Consider the following 18,363-nt stretch of genomic DNA (forward strand, 5'->3'; position numbering starts at 1 on the left):
GATGCTTGTCCCCGTGAGCGTCAGCCTCGGACTCCCCGCCCTCCCGCCGCCCGTCCTCGCACCCCGCCGCAAGACCCGCAAGATCAAGGTGGGGACCGTCGAGGTCGGTGGCGACGCCCCGGTCTCGGTGCAGTCGATGACGACGACGCCGACGACGGACATCAACGCCACCCTGCAGCAGATCGCGGAGCTGACCGCGACGGGCTGCGACATCGTGCGGGTGGCCTGCCCCAGCGCCGACGACGCCGAGGCGCTGCCGATCATCGCGAAGAAGTCGCAGATCCCCGTCATCGCGGACATCCACTTCCAGCCCAAGTACGTCTTCGCCGCCATCGAGGCCGGCTGCGCGGCCGTGCGCGTGAACCCGGGCAACATCCGCAAGTTCGACGACCAGGTCAAGGAGATCGCCCAGGCGGCCAAGGACGCCGGCGTCTCGATCCGCATCGGCGTCAACGCCGGGTCCCTGGACCCGCGGATCATGTCGAAGCACGGCAAGGCCACCCCGGAGGCCCTGGTGGAGTCCGCGGTGTGGGAGGCCTCGCTGTTCGAGGAGCACGACTTCCACGACTTCAAGATCTCCGTCAAGCACAACGACCCCGTGGTCATGGTGCGCGCCTACGAGCTGCTGTCCGAGCGCGGCGACTGGCCGCTGCACCTGGGCGTCACCGAGGCCGGCCCCGCCTTCCAGGGCACCATCAAGTCCGCGACGGCCTTCGGGGCGCTGCTGAGCAAGGGCATCGGCGACACCATCCGGGTGTCCCTGTCGGCCCCGCCGGCGGAGGAGGTCAAGGTCGGCATCCAGATCCTGCAGTCGCTGAACCTGCGCCCGCGCAAGCTGGAGATCGTCTCCTGCCCCTCCTGCGGGCGCGCGCAGGTCGACGTGTACTCGCTGGCCGACGCGGTCACCGAGGGCCTGGAGGGCATGACCGTGCCGCTGCGCGTGGCCGTCATGGGCTGCGTCGTCAACGGCCCCGGCGAGGCCCGCGAGGCCGACCTGGGCGTGGCCTCCGGCAACGGCAAGGGGCAGATCTTCGTCAAGGGCGAGGTCATCAAGACCGTCCCCGAGCACGCGATCGTCGAGACGCTCATCGAGGAGGCGAACCGCCTGGCCGCCGAGATGGGCGAGCCGGACGACGAGAGCGCCGCGGGCGCCCCCTCGGTCACCGTCGGCTGAGCCGGCCGGGCGCGGGGTGGCTCGCCTCGACGGCCGGGGCCGGAGGGGACAGGATGCCCGGGTGCCCCTGACGCCGTCCGCGCCGACCTCCCGCGGAGCCCTGCCGGGGCAGCTGCGCGTCCTGACCGGCGCCGACGCACCCGCCCTGCTGCGCCTGTGCGACCGGGACCCGGTGGGCAACCTGTTCGTCTCGGCGCGGCTGCTGGGCCTGGTGGCCCGGCCCGGCACCGACCTCGGCGGGCAGGTGTGGGGCTGGTTCGAGGACGGCGTGCTCGTCTCGGCGTGCTGGGCCGGCGCCAACCTCGTGCCGGTGGAGGCCACGCCCGCCGCGCTGGACGCCTTCGCCGCGCACGCGCGCGCCGAGGGCCGCCGCTGCTCCTCGCTGGTCGGCCCGGCCGAGGCGGTGCTGGGCCTGTGGGAGCGGCTGCGCCCGCACTGGCGCGGGGTGCGCGAGGTGCGCGCCCGCCAGCCGCTCATGGTGTGCGACACCGAGCCGTCGGTGGACCCGGACCCGGCGGTGCGCCGCTCGACGCTGCGCGAGCTGGACCTCGTCGTCCCGGCGTGCGTGGCGATGTTCACCGAGGAGATCGGCTACGCGCCCGCCCCGCCCGACGGCGGCGGCGCCTACCGCGCCCGCGTCGCCGAGCTCGTCTCCACGGGCCGCTCGTTCGTGCGCGTCGACGCCGGCCCGTCCGGCCCCGAGGTCGTCTTCAAGGCCGAGCTGGGAGCCGTGGCGCCCAAGACCGTCCAGGTGCAGGGCGTGTGGGTCCCGCCGCACCGGCGCGGGGAGGGCCTGGCCGCCCCGGGCATGGCCGCCGTCGTCCGGGCCGCCCGCGCCGACGGCGTCGAGCAGGTCTCCCTCTACGTCAACGACTACAACACCCGCGCCCTGGCGGCCTACCGGCGCGTCGGGTTCCGCGAGGTCGGCACCTACGCGACCGTCCTGTTCTGAGGCGCGCGGGCGCGGGGGGAAGTCGCGCGACCGTCCCGGGAGGGCGCCGTTAGGCTCCCGGGGTGCTCATGCGGATGTCGACGCTGTTCCTGCGGACCCTGCGGGAGGACCCGGTCGAGGCCGAGGTCGCCAGCCACAAGCTCCTGGTGCGGGCCGGGTACGTCCGCCGCGCCGCGCCCGGCATCTACACCTGGCTGCCGCTGGGGCTGAAGGTCCTGCGCAGGGTCGAGCGGGTCGTGCGCGAGGAGATGGACGCCGCCGGCTTCCAGGAGGTCCACTTCCCGGCGCTGCTGCCGCGCGAGCCCTACGAGGCCACGGGCCGCTGGACCGAGTACGGCGACGGCATGTTCCGCCTGAAGGACCGCAAGGGCGCCGACTACCTCCTCGCCCCCACGCACGAGGAGATGTTCACGCTGCTGGTGAAGGACCTGTACTCCTCGTACAAGGACCTGCCGCTGTCGATCTACCAGATCCAGACGAAGTACCGCGACGAGGCCCGCCCGCGGGCGGGTGTGCTGCGCGGGCGCGAGTTCGTCATGAAGGACTCCTACAGCTTCGACGTCGACGACGCGGGCCTGGAGGTGTCGTACGAGAAGCACCGCGAGGCCTACGTGCGCGTCTTCACGCGCCTGGGCCTGGAGTTCGTGGTGGTCTCGGCCGTCTCGGGGGCGATGGGCGGCTCGCGCAGCGAGGAGTTCCTGCACCCCTCTCCGATCGGGGAGGACACCTTCGTCCGCTCCCCGGGCGGGTACGCGGCCAACGTGGAGGCCGTCACCACCCCGGTGCCGCCGTCGCTGCCGTGGGACGACGCCCCCGCCGCGCACGTGGAGGACACCCCGGACACCCCGACGATCGAGACGCTGGTGGCCGCGGCGAACGCCTCCCACCCGCGCCCGGACCGCCCGTGGACGGCCGCGGACACGCTGAAGAACGTCCTGGTGGTCCTGCACCACCCGGACGGCACGCGCGAGCCGCTGGCCGTGGGCCTGCCGGGCGACCGCGAGGTCGACCTCAAGCGGCTGGAGGCGTCGCTGGCGCCCGCCGAGGTGGCGGCGTTCGGCCCGGAGGACTTCGCCGCGCACCCGGCGCTGGTCAAGGGCTACATCGGCCCCGGCGCGCTGGGGTCCGAGCGCGCGTCGGGGATCCGCTACCTGCTGGACCCGCGGGTCGTGCCGGGCACCCGGTGGATCACCGGCGCGGATGAGGAGGGCAAGCACGTCTTCGACCTCGTCGCCGGCCGCGACTTCACCGGCGACGGCGTCGTGGAGGCCGCCGAGGTGCGCGCCGGCGACCCGGCGCCGGACGGCTCCGGGCCGCTGGAGCTGGCGCGCGGCATCGAGATCGGGCACATCTTCGCCCTGGGCCGCCGCTACGCGCAGGCGCTGGACCTGAAGGTCCTCGACGAGAACGGCAAGCAGGTCGTGGTGACGATGGGCTCCTACGGCATCGGCGTCACCCGCGCGCTGGCCGCCGTCGCCGAGGGCAACCACGACGAGCGGGGCCTGGTGTGGCCGCGGGAGCTGGCCCCGGCCGACGTCCACGTGGTGGCCACCGGCAAGGACCCGCAGGTGTTCGCCACGGCCGAGCGCCTGGCCGGCGAGCTGCAGGCCGGCGGCGTGGAGGTGCTGCTGGACGACCGCCCGAAGGTCTCGCCGGGGGTGAAGTTCAAGGACGCCGAGCTCATCGGCGTCCCGACGGTCCTCGTCGTCGGCAAGGGCCTGGCCGAGGGGGTCGTGGAGCTGCGCGACCGGCGCAGCGGCGAGGCGGAGCAGGTCCCGCTGGACGACGCGGTGGCGCGGGTCAGCGCCGCGGTGCGCGGCTGAGGGAGCGGCTCCGCAGGCGCTCCGCGACGGTGGCCGCCGCCACGACGACGGCGGCCACCGCGGCGGTGACGGCCGCCGTCGTCGACGCGGACTCCCCGGAGGCCCGGCCGACGGCCACCCACGCCAGCCCCCAGGTCAGCCCGGCGCCGTAGGCCAGGCGCCCGCCGCCCAGCCGGGCGACGACGACTCCGACGAGCGCGGCGACCGCGAGGACGCCGACGGCCCAGGCCGGCTCGGCCGTCGTCAGCCCGGCTTGCTCCAGGGCCGCGGCGGCGTTGGCGACGGTCGCGATGCTCACCCACCCCAGGTACAGCCCGATCGTGCCGTCGAGGACGACGGCCTCGGTGCGGCTGGCGGGGCGCGAGCGCACCAGTCGCCCGAAGGCGACCACCAGCACCGCCAGCAGGGCGACGATGACGGCCACCGACGCCGACACCTGCCCGGCCTGCACGGTGAGGATCCACGCGGCGTTCAGCAGCAGCGAGGCCGCCACCCACCAGCCGGTGCGCCGCTGGCGGGCGTCCTGGCGCCGGCCTGGCAGCAACTGCCACACGGCCAGGGCGACGAGCCCGGTGTAGACCACCGACCAGATCGAGAACGCCGGCCCGGCCGCCGCCACCAGGGTCGCGGTGGCCGACAGCGCGCCGCCGCCGGCCTCGGCGATCGGCGTGCCGCCCAGCGCGCCCGACCCCACGACGGCGCCCACGACGGCCACGAGGGCGCTGACGGCGACGACGGCCTGGCGGGCCACGTCCCGCGGGTGGGCGTCGCCGGTGCGGGCGGTGGGCGCGGGGACCGTCGTCATGCCCCGATGGTCACCGCGCGCGGGGCGGACCGCACCCGGGGCGGCCCGCCCCGGGACGTGGTCAGCGCAGCTCCTCCTCCGCGGCGGCCAGGAGGGCGAACTCCTCCTCCGGCGCGGTGGCCACGAGCCGGTGGCGCGAGTGCAGGAGGAAGTACGCCAGTCCCGCCGCGAAGATGACCGCCGTGACGACGGCCGCCCGCACGTCGACGACGAACGTGGCGGCCAGCGCCACGCACGAGAGCGCCAGCGCGACACCGGTGGTGACCACCCCGCCGGGCGTGCGGTACGGGCGCTCCATGCCGGGTTCGCGCACCCGGAGCACGATGTGGGACAGGTTGAGCAGCACGTAGGAGACCGCGGCGCCGAAGACGGCCACGTTGATGAGGACGTCCCCGTCCTCGACGACGGCGGCGAGCGCGAAGCCGACGACGCCGGGGACCACGAGCGCCCACGTCGGCGTGCCCCGCGAGGACGTCCGCGACAGCCACGTCGGCAGGTACCCGGCGCGCGAGAGGGCGAACAGCTGGCGCGAGTACGCGTAGACGATGGAGAAGAAGCTCGCCACGAGCCCGGCCAGCCCCACGTAGTTCACGACGACGGCCAGCCGGTCGCTGCCGACGGCGCGCAGGGCGTCGGGCAGCGGGCTGGCGGAGGCGCCCACGAGCTGCGCCCCGGCGCCGCCCGGTGCCAGGACGAGCACCGCGAGGCCGGTGACGACCAGCACCGCCATGGCGCCGATGATGCCGCGCGGCATGTCGCGGGCGGGGTCGCGGGACTCCTCGGCCGCGAGCGGGACGCCCTCCACGGCCAGGAAGAACCAGATGGCGAACACGAGGGCGCCCACGACGCCGGCGTAGCCGAACGGCAGGAACGCGCTCGCGCCGGCGGCGTCCGTCGCGGGGACGTCCAGCAGGTTCGCGACCTCGAAGTGCGGGAGCATCCCGACGGCGGACAGCACCAGCGCCAGCACGGCGAGCGCCGTGATGGCGAGCATCACCTTCAGGGCCTCGCCGACACCGACGAGGTGCAGGCCGACGAACACCGCGAAGCAGGCCAGGTACACCGGCCAGCCGCTGGTGAGGCCGAACAGGCCCAGGCTCTCCACGTACCCGCCGATGAAGACGGCGATGGCGGCCGGGGCGATGGCGTACTCGACGAGGATGGCCAGCCCGGTCGCGTAGCCGCCGAGGCGGCCCAGCGCCCGGCGCGCGAACCCGTAGCCCGCGCCGGCGGTGGGCAGGGCCGCGGACATCTCCGCGAGGCCGAGCACCATGCAGGAGTACATGAGGCCCATCGCGACGAAGGCGACCGCCAGGCCGCCCCAGCCGCCGGTGGCCAGGCCCAGGTTCCAGCCCGAGAAGTCGCCGGAGATGACGAAGGAGACGCCGAGGCCGGCGAGGAGGAACGAGCCGGCGGCGCCGCGGCGCAGCGCGCGCCGGGCGAAGTAGTCGTCGTCGAGCGGTGCGCTGCTGCGCGTGGTGGGTGCGGTCACGGGGGTCCTGCCTCTCGCGGGGTGGGGTGGGGGAGGACGGCGCGTCAGTCGAACAGCCAGGTGCGCCGCGCCAGGTAGCGCTCGGCGACGGCGAGGGTCCCGGGGACCTGCGCGTCCCAGACGGCGGCGGGCAGCGCGTCGGCGCGGTGGGTGGTGGTCCAGCCGAGCATCTGCAGCCGCCGGACGGTGCTGAGCGCGGCGGCGGTGCGCAGGGCCTCACCGGGCAGGTCGCGCACGCTGCGGTACCCCTCGACCCAGGACCGGGCGAGTTCCGGGGCGTGGGGCTCGTGCTCGATGAACGACAGGGCGGCGGCGAAGTCCCACAGCAGCCAGGTGGTGCCGCAGTCGTCGAAGTCGATGACGGTGAGGTCGTCCCCGTCGACGAGGACGTTGGACGGGCGCAGGTCGGCGTGGACGAGGCCCCAGCCGGGCCCGGTCGTGGGCAGGTCCGCGAGGTCGTCGCGGGCGGCGGTCTCGGCGCGCTCGAGCAGGGCCCGCTCGGCGGGGGCCAGCGCGGCGGCCCGCCAGTCGCCCCACCGGCTGGCGGCGCCCAGCGCGTCGGTCAGACGCCAGGAGAACCGGGAGGCGCCGGCCGGCAGCGACCACCGTGCGACGTGCTCGTGCAGGTGGGCCGTCGTGGCGCCGATCCGGCCGTACCAGGGGCGCGGGTCGGCGACGTCCTCGAGGACGTCGCCGCGCACGTGCCCGAACGCCACGACGTACCAGCGGGTCCCGGCGGCGTCGAGGACGGCGACGAGGTCGCCGTCGCGGGTCGGCACGACGTCGGGCACGCGCACGTCGGTGTCGCGGCGCAGCGCGCGCACCCAGCTGAGCTCGGCGACGATCTGGCCGGGGTCGGCGACGTACCCGGGGCGGTGGACGCGCAGGACGCTGACGGGTTCCCCGGCCGCGCGCACCAGGAACGTGGCGTTCTCGGAGACGGCGATGAGGGTCAGCGTCGTCGTCGCGGGGTCCAGGTCCCACGCCCGCAGGACGGGTCCGGCCAGCCAGCCGGGGGCGGCGTCGCCGCGGCGCAGCGCGTCGAACGCCGCCAGGGGTGCGGCGGGGGATCCTGCAGGAGGCGCTGCGGGGGGCGCGGCGCTGGCGAGGGCGGTGCTGGTCACGGGTTTCCTCCTCGGGTACGAGGAGGGTCGGGCCCGCCGTGAGCATGGCACGCCGGGTCGGCGCCGGGGAGGGCCCGGCGCGCGAAACCAACCGTTCACGCAGCGCGCGGAACCGCAACACGGGTGAAACGCGCGGCGCCCGGTGGACGGGCGGCGAGCGGCCACGATGGCGCTGACCGCCGCTCGAGAGGGTCGGGCCCCGCTGCGACGGCCGGTCGCAGCCCCCCGCGCACTCGCGCACCCCCGCACCCCGACCGGCGCCCCGCGCCCCCGTGGAGGACCACTCGTGAGCCGCTCGACCATCATGGACGGCAACAGCTTCCGCGCCGAGCACGCCGACGGCCTGGACCCGGCCACGCGCGCGCTGACCGACCGGCGCGACGCCGTGCTCGGCGGTTCCTACCGGCTGTTCTACCGCCGGCCGGTGCACCTGGTGCGCGGGCGCGGGCAGTACCTGTGGGACGCCGAGGGCCGTCGCTACCTGGACGTCTACAACAACGTCGCGAGCCTGGGCCACTGCCACCCGGCGGTGGTGGAGGCCGTGCACCGGCAGATGCAGGAGCTGAACACCCACACCCGCTACCTGCACCGGCGGATCCTGGACTACACCGACGACCTGCTCGCCACGATGCCGCCCGAACTGGGTCCCGGGCACGGGCGCGCGATGTACATGTGCACCGGGTCGGAGGCCAACGACCTCGCTCTGCGCGTGGCCCGGGCCGTCACCGGCGGCGAGGGGTTCGTCGCGACCACCGAGGCGTACCACGGCACCAGCGAGCTGACGTCCGGCGTGTCCCCGGCGCTGGGCTCGGAGCAGCCGATAGCGCCGACGGCGCGGCTGGTCCCGGCACCGGACGCCTACCGCACGGGCGCCGCCGACGTCGGCGCGTGGTTCGCGGACCGCGTGCGCGACGCGATCGCCGACATGGAGAGCCGCGGAGTGCGCTTCGCCGGCCTCATCGCCGACTCGATCTTCTCCTCCGACGGCGTGCTGCCCGGGCCCGCCGGGTACCTGGCCGAAGCCGTCGACGTCGTGCACCGCGCCGGGGGGGTCTTCATCGCCGACGAGGTGCAGCCGGGTTTCGCCCGCACCGGCGAGGAGTTCTGGGGCTTCGCCCGGCACGGCGTCGTCCCCGACGTGGTGACCCTCGGCAAGCCGATGGGCAACGGTGTCCCGGTCTCCGGGCTGGTGGCCCGCGAGGAGGTCCTCGCCGCCTTCAGCGACCGCGTCCCCTACTTCAACACCTTCGGCGGCAACCCCGTCTCGATGGCCGCGGCCCAGGCCGTCCTGACGACCATCCGCGCCGAGGGCCTGCAGGAGCACAGCCTCGTCGTGGGCTCGCTGCTGCTGGCGGAGCTGCGCGTCCTGGCGCAGCGGCACGAGTGCGTCGGCGACGTGCGCGGCGCGGGCCTGTTCGCGGGGCTGGAGCTGGTGCGCGACCGGGGCACCCGCGAGCCCGACGGGCCGCTGGCCCTGGCGGTGCTGGAGGAGCTGCGCGAGCGCGGCGTGCTCACCTCGGTGGCCGGCCCGCACGGCAACGTCCTCAAGCTGCGCCCGCCGCTGGCGTTCGCCCGCGAGGACGTGGGCACGCTGGTCACCGCCCTGGACGACTCGCTCACCGCGCTGGGGCGGTGAACGGCCGCCGGCGGGTAGGTTCCGCCGGCGTGACCGCCCGCCCCGCGCCGCCCGAGGACGCCGCCGCCCTGGTGCGGCTGCGGCTGCTGCGCCTGCTGACCGACGAGCGGTTCCACCCCGGCGAGCTCGTCGGGTCGGAGCGGGCGCTGGCCGAGCGCTTCGGGGTGAGCCGCTCCCTGCTGCGCCAGGCCGTCGACCGGCTGGAGGACGAGGGGCGGGTGCGGCGGGCCACCGGCCGCACCGGAGGGGTCTTCGCCCACGACGGCCGGGTTCAGCGGCACCTGAACACGACCATGGGCGTGCCGGAGATGGTGCGGCGGCAGGGGATGCGCGTGGCGACGACGGTCCTGCGGGCCGAGCTGGGCGTCCCCGGTCCCGACGAGCGGCGGGCCCTGCGGCTGGGCGAGGGCGAGCAGGTCGTCCGCGTCGTCCGCCTGCGCCGCGTCGACGACGTGCCGTGGTCGCTGGACCGCTCGGTGCTGCCCGCCCGCCGGTACCCCGGCCTGCTGCAGCACGACCTGACCGAGTCGCTGTACGCGACACTGACCGCCCGCTACGGCCTGGAGCTCGACCGGGCCGACGAGACCGTCGAGGCCGTGCCCGCCACGGCCGAGCAGGCGCAGCTGCTGCAGGTGGCGGCGGGCGCGGCGCTGCTGGCGATCCGCCGCACCGCGCACGACGTGGACGGCGCGGCCGTGGAGCACGCCCTCGACTTCTTCCGCGCCGACCGCACGCGCGTGCACCTGCAGAAGCTGGGCGCCAACTGGAAGCGCGTCGCCCGCCGCGAGCGCGGCGGCTGAGCACCGCCCCGGGACCGCGACCTCAGGCCCGCAGGTCCACGACGACGGCCGCGTGGTCGGAGGGCCACACGCCGTCCTCGGGGTCGGTGCCCGCCAGCCGGGCGCCCAGCACCGCGCCCTCGCCGGTGAACGGGGTCAGGCCGACGAGGACGTAGTCGATGCGGGCGCTGGGCTGGTGCACGCGCGCCACCCACGGGTTGCGCCGGTCCCAGGACAGGCCCGGGTCGCCCGGCTCGGCGAAGCGCCAGGAGTCCAGCAGGACGAAGTCCTCGACGGGCCCGGCCGTCTGGTACCCGCACGCCAGGCGCACCTCGTCGGACTCGGGCACGGCGTTGAAGTCGCCGGTGACCACCGGCGGGTACCAGGAGCGGTCGCGGCGCTCGGCGACGAAGCGCACGAGGGCGCGCACCTGCTCGCAGCGCACGGCCGACTCGGCGGGGGAGGAGTTCAGGTGGGTCGTCGTCACGGGCAGCAGCCGCCCCGGCGCCTCGACGAGGACCTGCAGCGCGGTGCGGCCCTCCGGCTCGCCGCCGCCGCTGGGCAGGTCGGCCACGCGGGTCTCGCGCAGCGGCCAGCGGGACAGCACGGCGTTGCCGAACTCGACCCCGGCGGGGTCCTCCGCGTCCTCCCCGGTCCAGGCCAGGCGCCGCTGCCAGCGCTGCGGGGCGGGCGAGGGCGACCAGGCCGCCGTCATGCCCAGCCGCTCGGCCAGCTGCTCGGCGAGGTTCTCCTCGGCGGTGGCCCACACCTCCTGCAGGCACACGACGTCGGGGCGCTCGCGCTCCAGGACCGCCAGCAGCGCGTCGCGGCGGGCGCGCCAGTCGCCGAAGCGCCACCACACGTTCCACGTCAGCACGCGGATCGTGCCCACGTCCTCGCCGTCCTCGCCGTCCCCGCCGGCGCTGCCGCCCGGCCCGGTCCCGCTCGCGCTGCTCGTCATGGCGGGCCCGAGTCTCCCAGCCCGGGCAGCGCGGGCAGCGGCGCCCCCCACGAGGCGGCGGCGCGGGCGGCGGCGAGGCAGCCCGCGGCCGCCAGCGCCCGCTCGGCGCGGGTGGCGGCCACCCCGGCGGACCAGACGTCGACGAGCCCGAGCTCGACGCGCCGGGCCAGGTCGCGGGCGGCGGCCACGTCACCGGGGGCGGGCGCCGGCAGGTCGTAGGCGGGCGCGGCGGCGACGGGCTCCAGCCCGCGGGCGCTCAGCAGCTCCGCCAGCGCGTCGCGCACGACGCGGTGGGCGTCCGCCGCGGCCAGCGCCGCCCGGTGGACGGCCTCGTCGGTCGCCGGGAGCACCCGCCCGGCGACGAGGCCGTGGGCGTGGACGGCGGCGTGCGCGCCGGCGAGCGCGTCCTGCAGCGCGCCGGCCGGGCCGGCGCCGTCCGCGGCGGGCACCCCGGTCAGCGCGGCGGCCTCCGCGGCGACCGCGCGCGCCGCCTCGCCGGGGCCGGCGGGGGCGGGAGGCTCGAGGGGGGCGCCGAGCGCCGCCGCCAGCCGCTCGGCGTGCAGGCGCCGGGACACCGCGACCGCCGCGAGGAGGCGCGCCATGCCGCCCGACAGGGGTCCGACGACAGCCGGGACGTCGGCGGTGGCGGTGGCCAGGACCTCCAGCACCCGGGCCGGTTCGTCGAGGACCTCCACCGCGGAGCCGGTGGTCGGCCCGGTGCTCGGGTCGGAGGCCGGCCCCGTGGTCGGCTCCGCCCGGTCGTCGTCCGCGCCCAGCGCGCTCAGGTGCTCGGCGGCGGCCGCGGCGACGTCCACCAGGACCGCGCGCACGCCCTCCGCCGCGGCGGGGTCGGCGCGCACGGCGGCCAGCGCGCGGGCGTCGGCGACGGCGGTGTCGCGCGCGTCGTCGTCCGGGCCCCGCGCGGGCGTGGGCGTGGGCTCGGGGCCGGTGACCCAGCGCACGCCGCAGCCGCCCAGCAGGACGGCGCCGGCCGCCAGCCCCGCGCCCAGGCCCGCGGTCAGGACGGCGCGCCGGTGCGGGCCGCCGGCCGCCGCCCCGCCGGGGACGGGGGGAGGGGCGGCGCGCACGGCGGGCATCGTGCCACGCGCCCCCAGCGCCCAGCCCCCGCCCGCCCCGCGGCCCGCGTCCGGCCCGGTGCTCGCGGGCGGGCGGGGGGCGCCGCGGCGGCTAAGGTGGTCCGTCGTCGTGCGGGCCCGCGCGACCGCCCGCGACCTGGGGAGCAGCACCGTGCCGTCGTCCGAGCAGTCCGCGCCCGGTGCCCTGCCGGACGTGCTGACCGGCGTGCTGACCGGACCCGTGCAGCGGGCCGGGCTGGCGCTCGAGGACGTGGCCGTGACCACCGCCGGGCGCCGCCGCGTGGTGCGGGTGGTCGTCGACCTGGCGGGCGACGAACCCGGCGAGGTCGACCTGGACGCCGTCGCGGTGGCCTCGCAGGCCGTCTCCGAGGCCCTGGACGCCTCCGGCGCCCTGGGCGAGGTCCCGTACACGCTGGAGGTCTCCTCCCCGGGGGTGGACCGGCCGCTGACGAGCGCGCGGCACTTCTCCCGGGCCCGCGGGCGCCTGGTGCGGGTGCTGCTGCGCGAGGGTGGCGACGTGCTCGGGCGCGTCGAGGCGGTCACCGGGGACGGGGACGACGCGGTCGTGCTGCTGCGGCTGGAGCCGCAGCCGGTCAAGGGCCGCCCGCCCCGGGCCGCCGACGTCGGGGCGCCGCGCGAGGTGGCGCTGGCCGACGTGCTGCGCGGCGAGGTGCAGGTGGAGTTCCGCCGGGCGGGTGACGCGCCGGCCGGCGGCGAGGTGGACGACGCGGACGAGCTGGACGACGACGTGGACGAGGACGAGGACGAGCGGTGAACATCGACATGGCGGCCCTGCGCCTGCTCGAGCGGGAGAAGGAGATCCCCTTCGAGACGCTCGTGCGCGCGATCGAGCAGGCGCTGCTGAGCGCCTACCACCACACCGAGGGCGCGAAGCCGCACGCCCGCGTGGAGCTGGACCGCACCAGCGGTGAGTGCCGGGTCATGGTGGCCCAGCGCGACGAGGACGGCACCGTCCTGGCCGAGCGCGACGACACCCCCTCCGGCTTCGGGCGCATCGCCGCCACGACGGCCCGCCAGGTCATCCTGCAGCGGCTGCGCGACGCGGCCGACGACCAGGTGCTGGGCGAGTTCGCGGACACCGAGGGCGAGATCGTCTCCGGCGTCGTGCAGCAGGGCCGCGACCCGCGGATGGTGCAGGTGGACCTCGGTGCCCTGGAGGGCGTGCTGCCCCCGCAGGAGCAGGTGCCGGGGGAGCGCTACGAGCACGGCAGCCGCCTGCGCTGCTTCGTCGTGTCGGTGCGCAAGGGCCCCAAGGGGCCGCAGGTGGTGCTCTCGCGCTCGCACCCGCAGCTGGTGCGCAAGCTGTTCGCGCTCGAGGTCCCGGAGATCGCCGACGGCACCGTGGAGATCACAGCGCTCTCGCGCGAGGCGGGGCACCGCTCGAAGATGGCGGTGCGCGCCACTCGGCCCGGGGTCAACGCCAAGGGCGCCTGCATCGGGCCGATGGGGCAGCGGGTGCGGGCGGTCATGGCCGAGCTGCGCGGGGAGAAGATCGACATCGTCGACCACTCCGACGACCCGGCGGCCTTCGTGGCCAGCGCGCTGTCGCCGGCGCGCGTCACGTCGGTGACGGTCGTGGACGAGGTCGCCCGCGCCGCGCGCGTCGTGGTGCCCGACTACCAGCTGTCGCTGGCCATCGGCAAGGAGGGGCAGAACGCCCGCCTGGCCGCGAAGCTGACGGGCTGGCGCATCGACATCCGCCCGGACACCGAGGCGCCGGGGGACGCCGGGGGCTCCGGCGGCTCCGGGGCCGCGGGCACGTCGGGGCGTCCCGGCGACCGGAGCGCCGCCCCGGGCGCGACGCGCGGACGCTGAGGCGGGCCCGCAGCGCTACACTTCCGCCATCGTGTCACTCGCTCCGACCGGTCGACCCGACCGGCGATCCACCGCGCGGCGCGACAGCACCCGTCCCGAGGGAGCCGTCGTGGAATCGTTGCGCACCTGCGTGGGTTGTCGAGGACGGGACCTCCGGTCGGTGCTGCTGAGGGTCGTCGCCCCCGGCGACGGGGACGTCCTCCTCGTCGACGCCCGGCGCCGGCTCCCCGGCCGGGGCGCGTGGGTGCACGAGGACCCCGCGTGCCTGACCGCTGCGGAGCGGAGGCGGGCTTTCGCCCGTGCCCTGCGCCGCACCGGTCCCCTCGACACCTCCGCCGTGCGCTCGCACGTCGAGGGCGTCGTGTCCACCACCACCGATGAGAGCGGGTCGAACAGCTGATGAGCACCCGATGAGTGCGCAGCGATGAACACCCCCGACTGACGACGGTCCGCGCCCTCGAGGTGGCCCGGACCGAGACAGGAGAGATGTGGCAAAGGTCCGGGTCTACGAGCTCGCCAAGGAGTTCGGGGTCGAGAGCAAGGTCGTGCTGGCCACGCTCAAGGAGATGGGCGAGTTCGTCCGGTCGGCGTCGTCGACCGTCGAGCCGCCGGTCATCCGACGCCTGAAGGACAAGTTCCCCCACGACGGTGGCGCGCGTGGCGCCGACCGTCCCGCCCCGGCCGTGAAGCCGGGACCGCGCCTGCCGCAGGGAGCCCGCCCGGGCCCCGCGCCGGTGCCCTCCCGCCCGGCGCCCGCGCCGGGTCCCGCCGCCCGTCCGGCCCCGGCCGCCCCGGCGGCTCCCGCCGCGCAGGCCCCCTCGGCCCCCCCGGCCCCCCCGGCTCCGGCAGCCCCCGCGGCGCCCGCGCCGGGTCCGGCCTTCCAGGCCCCGGCCGCGTCGGCGCAGCCGGCGGCGTCCGCCCCGTCGCCCGCGACCCCGGCCCGCCCGGGCCAGCAGCGGCCGACGCCCGGCGGTGCCCGCCCGGGCCAGCAGGCTCCCGCCGCCGGTGGGCAGGCCCGCCCGTCCACGCCGCCCGCGCCGGGCGGCCCGACGCGCGGTGACCGTCCCGTGCCCGGCGGCCGTCCCGGCCCCGGTGCTCCCGGTGGACCGGCCGGCGGCCGTCCCGGCGCGCCCGCGCCCGGCGCCCGCCGTCCCGGCCCGCCCGAGCGCGACGGCCGTCCCGGCGGCCCGCGCGGCGACCGTCCCGCTCCCGGTGGCCGCCCCGGCGGCCGCGAGGGCGGCCCGGCCGGTGCGCCGCGCCCCGGTGCCCCGCGTCCGGGCAACAACCCGTTCGCGACGAGCCAGGGCATGCCTCGCCCGCAGGGCGGTCCCCGCCCGGGCAACAACCCGTTCGCAGCCAACCAGGGCATGCCGCGCCCGCAGGGCGGTCCCCGTCCCGGCGGCGCCGCCGGCCCCGGCGGCCCGCGTCCGGGCGGTCCGCGCCCGAACCCGGGGATGATGCCGGCCCGCCCGACGGTCGGCCGTCCCGGCGCGCCCGCGGGGCGCCCGGGCGCTCCCGGCCGCGGTCGTCCCGGTGGTGGCGGCGGCTTCGGCGGCCGTCCGGGCGGTCCCGGCGGTGCCGGTGGTGGCGGCGGTTTCGCCGGCCGTCCCGGCGGTCCGGGCCGCGGTGGCCGCGGTGGCACGCAGGGCGCCTTCGGGCGCGCCGGCGGCCGTCCGGTCCGCGGGCGCAAGTCCAAGCGCGCGAAGCGCCAGGAGTACGAGGCGATGCAGGCCCCCTCGGTGGGGGGTGTGCAGGTCCGGCGCGGCGACGGCACGACCGTCGTCCGGATCCGCCGCGGCGCGTCGCTGAGCGACTTCGCCGAGCGCATCGACGCCGACCCCGCGGCGCTGGTGACCGTCCTCTTCCACCTGGGGGAGATGGCCACCGCCACGCAGTCGCTGGACGAGGACACCTTCCAGCTGCTCGGCAACGAGCTGGGCTACGTCATCGAGGTCGTCTCGCCGGAGGACGAGGAGCGCGAGCTGCTCGCCGGCTTCTCCATCGACCTGGACGCCGAGCTCGAGGCCGAGGGCGACGAGGACCTGGAGGCGCGCCCGCCGGTCGTGACCGTCATGGGTCACGTCGACCACGGCAAGACGAAGCTGCTGGACGCCATCCGCTCCTCCGACGTGGTCGCCAAGGAGGCCGGTGGCATCACCCAGCACATCGGCGCCTACCAGGTCGCCAAGGAGCACGACGGCGTCGAGCGCCCGATCACCTTCATCGACACCCCTGGTCACGAGGCGTTCACCGCCATGCGTGCCCGCGGTGCGAAGGTGACCGACATCGCGATCCTCGTGGTCGCGGCCGACGACGGCGTGATGCCCCAGACGATCGAGGCGCTCAACCACGCCCAGGCGGCGGACGTGCCGATCGTGGTCGCGGTCAACAAGGTCGACAAGGAGGGCGCCAACCCGGACAAGGTCCGGCAGCAGCTCACCGAGTACAACCTGGTGGCCGAGGAGTACGGCGGCGACACCCTGTTCGTCGACGTGTCCGCCAAGCAGGGCCGCGGCCTGGACGAGCTGCTGGAGGCGGTCCTGCTGACCGCCGACGCGGCGCTGGACCTGCGGGCGAACCCCGACAAGGACGCCCGCGGCGTGGCCATCGAGGGCAACCTCGACAAGGGCCGCGGTCCGGTGGCGACGGTGCTGGTGCAGTCCGGCACCCTGCGCGTCGGCGACGCGATCGTCGCGGGCACCGGCTACGGCCGCGTCCGCGCGATGCTCGACGAGAACGGCGAGAACGTCGAGGAGGCGACCCCGTCGCGTCCGGTGCAGGTGCTCGGCCTGACGTCGGTGCCGGGTGCGGGTGACACCTTCCTGGCGGCGCCCGACGACCGCACGGCCCGGCAGATCGCGGAGAAGCGCGAGGCGCAGGAGCGCAACGCGGCCCTGGCGAAGGCGCGCAAGCGCATCTCGCTGGAGGACTTCACCAAGGCGCTGGAGCAGGGCAAGGTCGAGACCCTCAACCTCATCCTCAAGGGTGACGGGGCGGGCTCGGTCGAGGCCCTCGAGGACGCCCTGCTGAAGATCGACGTGGGTGACGAGGTCGACCTGCGGGTCATCGACCGCGGCGTCGGCGCGGTGACGAAGAACAACGTCAACCTCGCCGTCGCGTCGAACGCGATCATCATCGGGTTCAACGTGCGTCCTGAGCAGCAGACGAAGGAGTACGCGGACCGCGAGGGCGTCGACATCCGCTACTACTCGGTCATCTACCAGGCGATCGAGGACGTCGAGAGCGCGCTGAAGGGCATGCTCAAGCCGGAGTACGAGGAGGTCCAGCTCGGGACCGCCGAGGTGCGGGAGGTCTTCCGCTCCTCGAAGTTCGGCAACATCGCCGGCTGCCTCGTCCGTTCGGGCCTCATCCGCCGCAACACGAAGGCGCGCGTCCTGCGCAACGGCGTGGTGCACGGGGACAACCTGAACATCGAGTCGCTGCGCCGCTTCAAGGACGACGCGACCGAGGTCCGGGAGGGCTACGAGTGCGGTATCGGGCTGGGGTCGTTCAACGACATCCAGGTCGACGACGTCATCGAGACGTTCGAGATGCAGGAGAAGCCGCGCTGACCGGCTGATCCCGGCAGGGCCCCGAGCCCACCACGGCCGGGGCGGGACCTCCCTCCCGCCCCGGCCGTCGCCGTCCGCGGCCGCGGACGGGACCCGAGACACCCGCGGGGGAGGCCGCACCCCCACCCACGTGTTCGCTGCCACCCTCACCGTGGACCTGCTGCTGGGCGACGTGCACTCGCTCAAGGGCAAGCGCAGCCTGGTCCGTCCCCTCGTCGCGGAGCTGCGGCGGTCCTTCGACGTCGCCGCGGCCGAGACCGGCCACCTGGACCTGCACCGCCGCGCCGAGGTGGCGGTGGCGGTCGTGGCCCCGGACGCGGCGCGCTGCGCCGACGTGCTGGACCGCTGCGAGCGGCTGGTCGCGGCGCACCCCGAGTTCCAGATCCTCAGCACCCGGCGGCAGCTCCTGTCGTCGGAGGACTAGTCACCCCCAGGAGGAGAGTCCCGTGGCGGACCCGACCCGCGCCCGCAAGCTCGCCGACCGCATCAAGGTGGTCGTCGCGGAGGCGCTCGAGAAGCGCGTCAAGGACCCCCGGCTGGGGTTCGTCACCATCACCGACGCGCGGGTGACGAACGACCTGCAGCACGCGACGCTCTACTACACGGTCTTCGGCTCCGAGGAGGAGAAGGCGGGTACCGCCGCGGCGCTGGAGAGCGCCAAGGGCGTGCTGCGCTCGGAGGTCGGCAAGCGCACCGGGGTGCGGCTGACCCCGACGCTGACGTTCACCTCCGACGAGGTCCCCGAGACCGCCACGCACATCGAGGACCTGCTGCGCTCGGCCGCTGAGCAGGACGCCCGCGTGGCGGCCCTGGCCGCCGGCGCCCGGCCGGCCGGTGAGGCCGACCCGTACCGCAAGCCCGTCGAGCACGACGAGCTGGACGACCTCGACGAGGACGACGACCTCGAGTACCTCGACGACGACGACCTCGACGAGGACGGCGACGCGCTCGACGGCGACCAGCCCGCCCGCTGACCCCCTGTCGTGGGGGGGGGGGGGGGGGGGGGGGGGGGGGGGGGGGGGGGGGGGGGGGGGGGGGGGGGGGGGGGGGGGGGGGGGGGGGGGGGGGGGGGGGGGGGGGGGGGGGGGGGGGGGGGGGGGGGGGGGCGCGGG

Annotated in this window: 16 protein-coding genes; 11 read left to right on the top strand and 5 right to left on the bottom strand. The window is 76.5% G+C overall.

The window, feature by feature from the left end; translation table 11 throughout:
• The first annotated feature begins 1 nt into the window (after position 1).
• The 3 genes from ispG to ACRYMY_RS06720 all read left to right on the top strand — a co-directional run bounded on the left by ispG (position 2) and on the right by ACRYMY_RS06720 (position 3,949).
• Positions 2-1,174: a flavodoxin-dependent (E)-4-hydroxy-3-methylbut-2-enyl-diphosphate synthase gene (ispG, locus tag ACRYMY_RS06710; protein ID WP_432546487.1), complete on the top strand. Its 1,173-nt coding sequence runs from the start codon at positions 2-4 to the stop codon at positions 1,172-1,174.
• 61 nt (positions 1,175-1,235) lie between these two features.
• Positions 1,236-2,126, top strand: coding sequence for a GNAT family N-acetyltransferase (locus ACRYMY_RS06715; protein WP_432546488.1), 891 nt, complete (start codon positions 1,236-1,238; stop codon positions 2,124-2,126).
• 62 nt (positions 2,127-2,188) lie between these two features.
• Positions 2,189-3,949 (top strand): proline--tRNA ligase, encoded by a 1,761-nt coding sequence (locus ACRYMY_RS06720; RefSeq protein ID WP_432546489.1) that lies wholly within the window; start codon positions 2,189-2,191, stop codon positions 3,947-3,949.
• On the opposite strand, the gene ACRYMY_RS06725 is transcribed toward ACRYMY_RS06720, so the two are convergent.
• The 3 genes from ACRYMY_RS06725 to ACRYMY_RS06735 all read right to left on the bottom strand — a co-directional run bounded on the left by ACRYMY_RS06725 (position 3,927) and on the right by ACRYMY_RS06735 (position 7,370).
• Entirely contained in the window at positions 3,927-4,754 is an 828-nt protein-coding gene (locus ACRYMY_RS06725) for a tryptophan-rich sensory protein (RefSeq protein WP_432546490.1), read from the bottom strand. The genes ACRYMY_RS06720 and ACRYMY_RS06725 overlap by 23 nt on opposite strands.
• A gap of 61 nt (positions 4,755-4,815) precedes the next feature.
• Complete coding sequence (gene eat, locus ACRYMY_RS06730; RefSeq protein ID WP_432546491.1) at positions 4,816-6,246, bottom strand: ethanolamine permease; 1,431 nt, start codon at positions 6,244-6,246, stop codon at positions 4,816-4,818.
• A gap of 44 nt (positions 6,247-6,290) precedes the next feature.
• Positions 6,291-7,370, bottom strand: coding sequence for a phosphotransferase enzyme family protein (locus tag ACRYMY_RS06735; protein ID WP_432546492.1), 1,080 nt, complete (start codon positions 7,368-7,370; stop codon positions 6,291-6,293).
• Positions 7,371-7,674: 304 nt separating this feature from the next.
• Between ACRYMY_RS06735 and ACRYMY_RS06740 the strand changes: the two genes are divergently transcribed.
• Positions 7,675-9,006 (top strand): aspartate aminotransferase family protein, encoded by a 1,332-nt coding sequence (locus ACRYMY_RS06740; RefSeq protein WP_432546504.1) that lies wholly within the window; start codon positions 7,675-7,677, stop codon positions 9,004-9,006.
• A 29-nt stretch (positions 9,007-9,035) separates the two neighbouring features.
• Positions 9,036-9,806 carry a GntR family transcriptional regulator gene (locus ACRYMY_RS06745; RefSeq protein ID WP_432546493.1) on the top strand — a complete coding sequence of 257 codons (771 nt, stop codon included), beginning with the start codon at positions 9,036-9,038 and terminating at the stop codon, positions 9,804-9,806.
• 22 nt (positions 9,807-9,828) lie between these two features.
• Here the strand turns inward: ACRYMY_RS06745 and ACRYMY_RS06750 are convergent, their stop codons facing one another.
• Both ACRYMY_RS06750 and ACRYMY_RS06755 read right to left on the bottom strand, forming a co-directional pair.
• Entirely contained in the window at positions 9,829-10,746 is a 918-nt protein-coding gene (locus ACRYMY_RS06750; protein ID WP_432546494.1) for an endonuclease/exonuclease/phosphatase family protein, read from the bottom strand.
• The gene (locus ACRYMY_RS06755; RefSeq protein WP_432546495.1) at positions 10,743-11,834 is read right to left on the bottom strand and encodes a DUF4439 domain-containing protein; all 1,092 of its coding nucleotides are present in this window, start codon (positions 11,832-11,834) and stop codon (positions 10,743-10,745) included. The genes ACRYMY_RS06750 and ACRYMY_RS06755 overlap by 4 nt, the downstream gene beginning before the upstream one ends.
• A 160-nt stretch (positions 11,835-11,994) precedes the next feature.
• Here ACRYMY_RS06755 and rimP point away from each other — a divergent pair, with 160 nt between their 5' ends.
• The 6 genes from rimP (at position 11,995) to rbfA (ending at position 18,225) form a co-directional block, all read left to right on the top strand.
• Complete coding sequence (rimP, locus tag ACRYMY_RS06760; protein WP_432546496.1) at positions 11,995-12,618, top strand: ribosome maturation factor RimP; 624 nt, start codon at positions 11,995-11,997, stop codon at positions 12,616-12,618.
• Complete coding sequence (nusA, locus tag ACRYMY_RS06765; protein ID WP_432546497.1) at positions 12,615-13,679, top strand: transcription termination factor NusA; 1,065 nt, start codon at positions 12,615-12,617, stop codon at positions 13,677-13,679. Before rimP ends, nusA begins: the two co-directional genes overlap by 4 nt.
• Before the next feature lie 130 nt (positions 13,680-13,809).
• On the top strand, positions 13,810-14,079 hold the full coding sequence (locus ACRYMY_RS06770; RefSeq protein ID WP_432546505.1) for a YlxR family protein: 270 nt from the start codon (positions 13,810-13,812) through the stop codon (positions 14,077-14,079).
• Positions 14,080-14,167: 88 nt separating this feature from the next.
• Positions 14,168-17,251: a translation initiation factor IF-2 gene (gene infB / locus ACRYMY_RS06775; protein ID WP_432546498.1), complete on the top strand. Its 3,084-nt coding sequence runs from the start codon at positions 14,168-14,170 to the stop codon at positions 17,249-17,251.
• A gap of 130 nt (positions 17,252-17,381) precedes the next feature.
• Positions 17,382-17,675: a DUF503 domain-containing protein gene (locus tag ACRYMY_RS06780; protein ID WP_369052897.1), complete on the top strand. Its 294-nt coding sequence runs from the start codon at positions 17,382-17,384 to the stop codon at positions 17,673-17,675.
• Between the two features lie 22 nt (positions 17,676-17,697).
• Positions 17,698-18,225, top strand: coding sequence for a 30S ribosome-binding factor RbfA (gene rbfA, locus ACRYMY_RS06785; RefSeq protein WP_432546499.1), 528 nt, complete (start codon positions 17,698-17,700; stop codon positions 18,223-18,225).
• Positions 18,226-18,363: the final 138 nt, after the last annotated feature.

The sequence above is a fragment of the Kineococcus haloalkalitolerans genome, from assembly GCF_050871905.1.
GTDB lineage: Bacteria > Actinomycetota > Actinomycetes > Actinomycetales > Kineococcaceae > Kineococcus.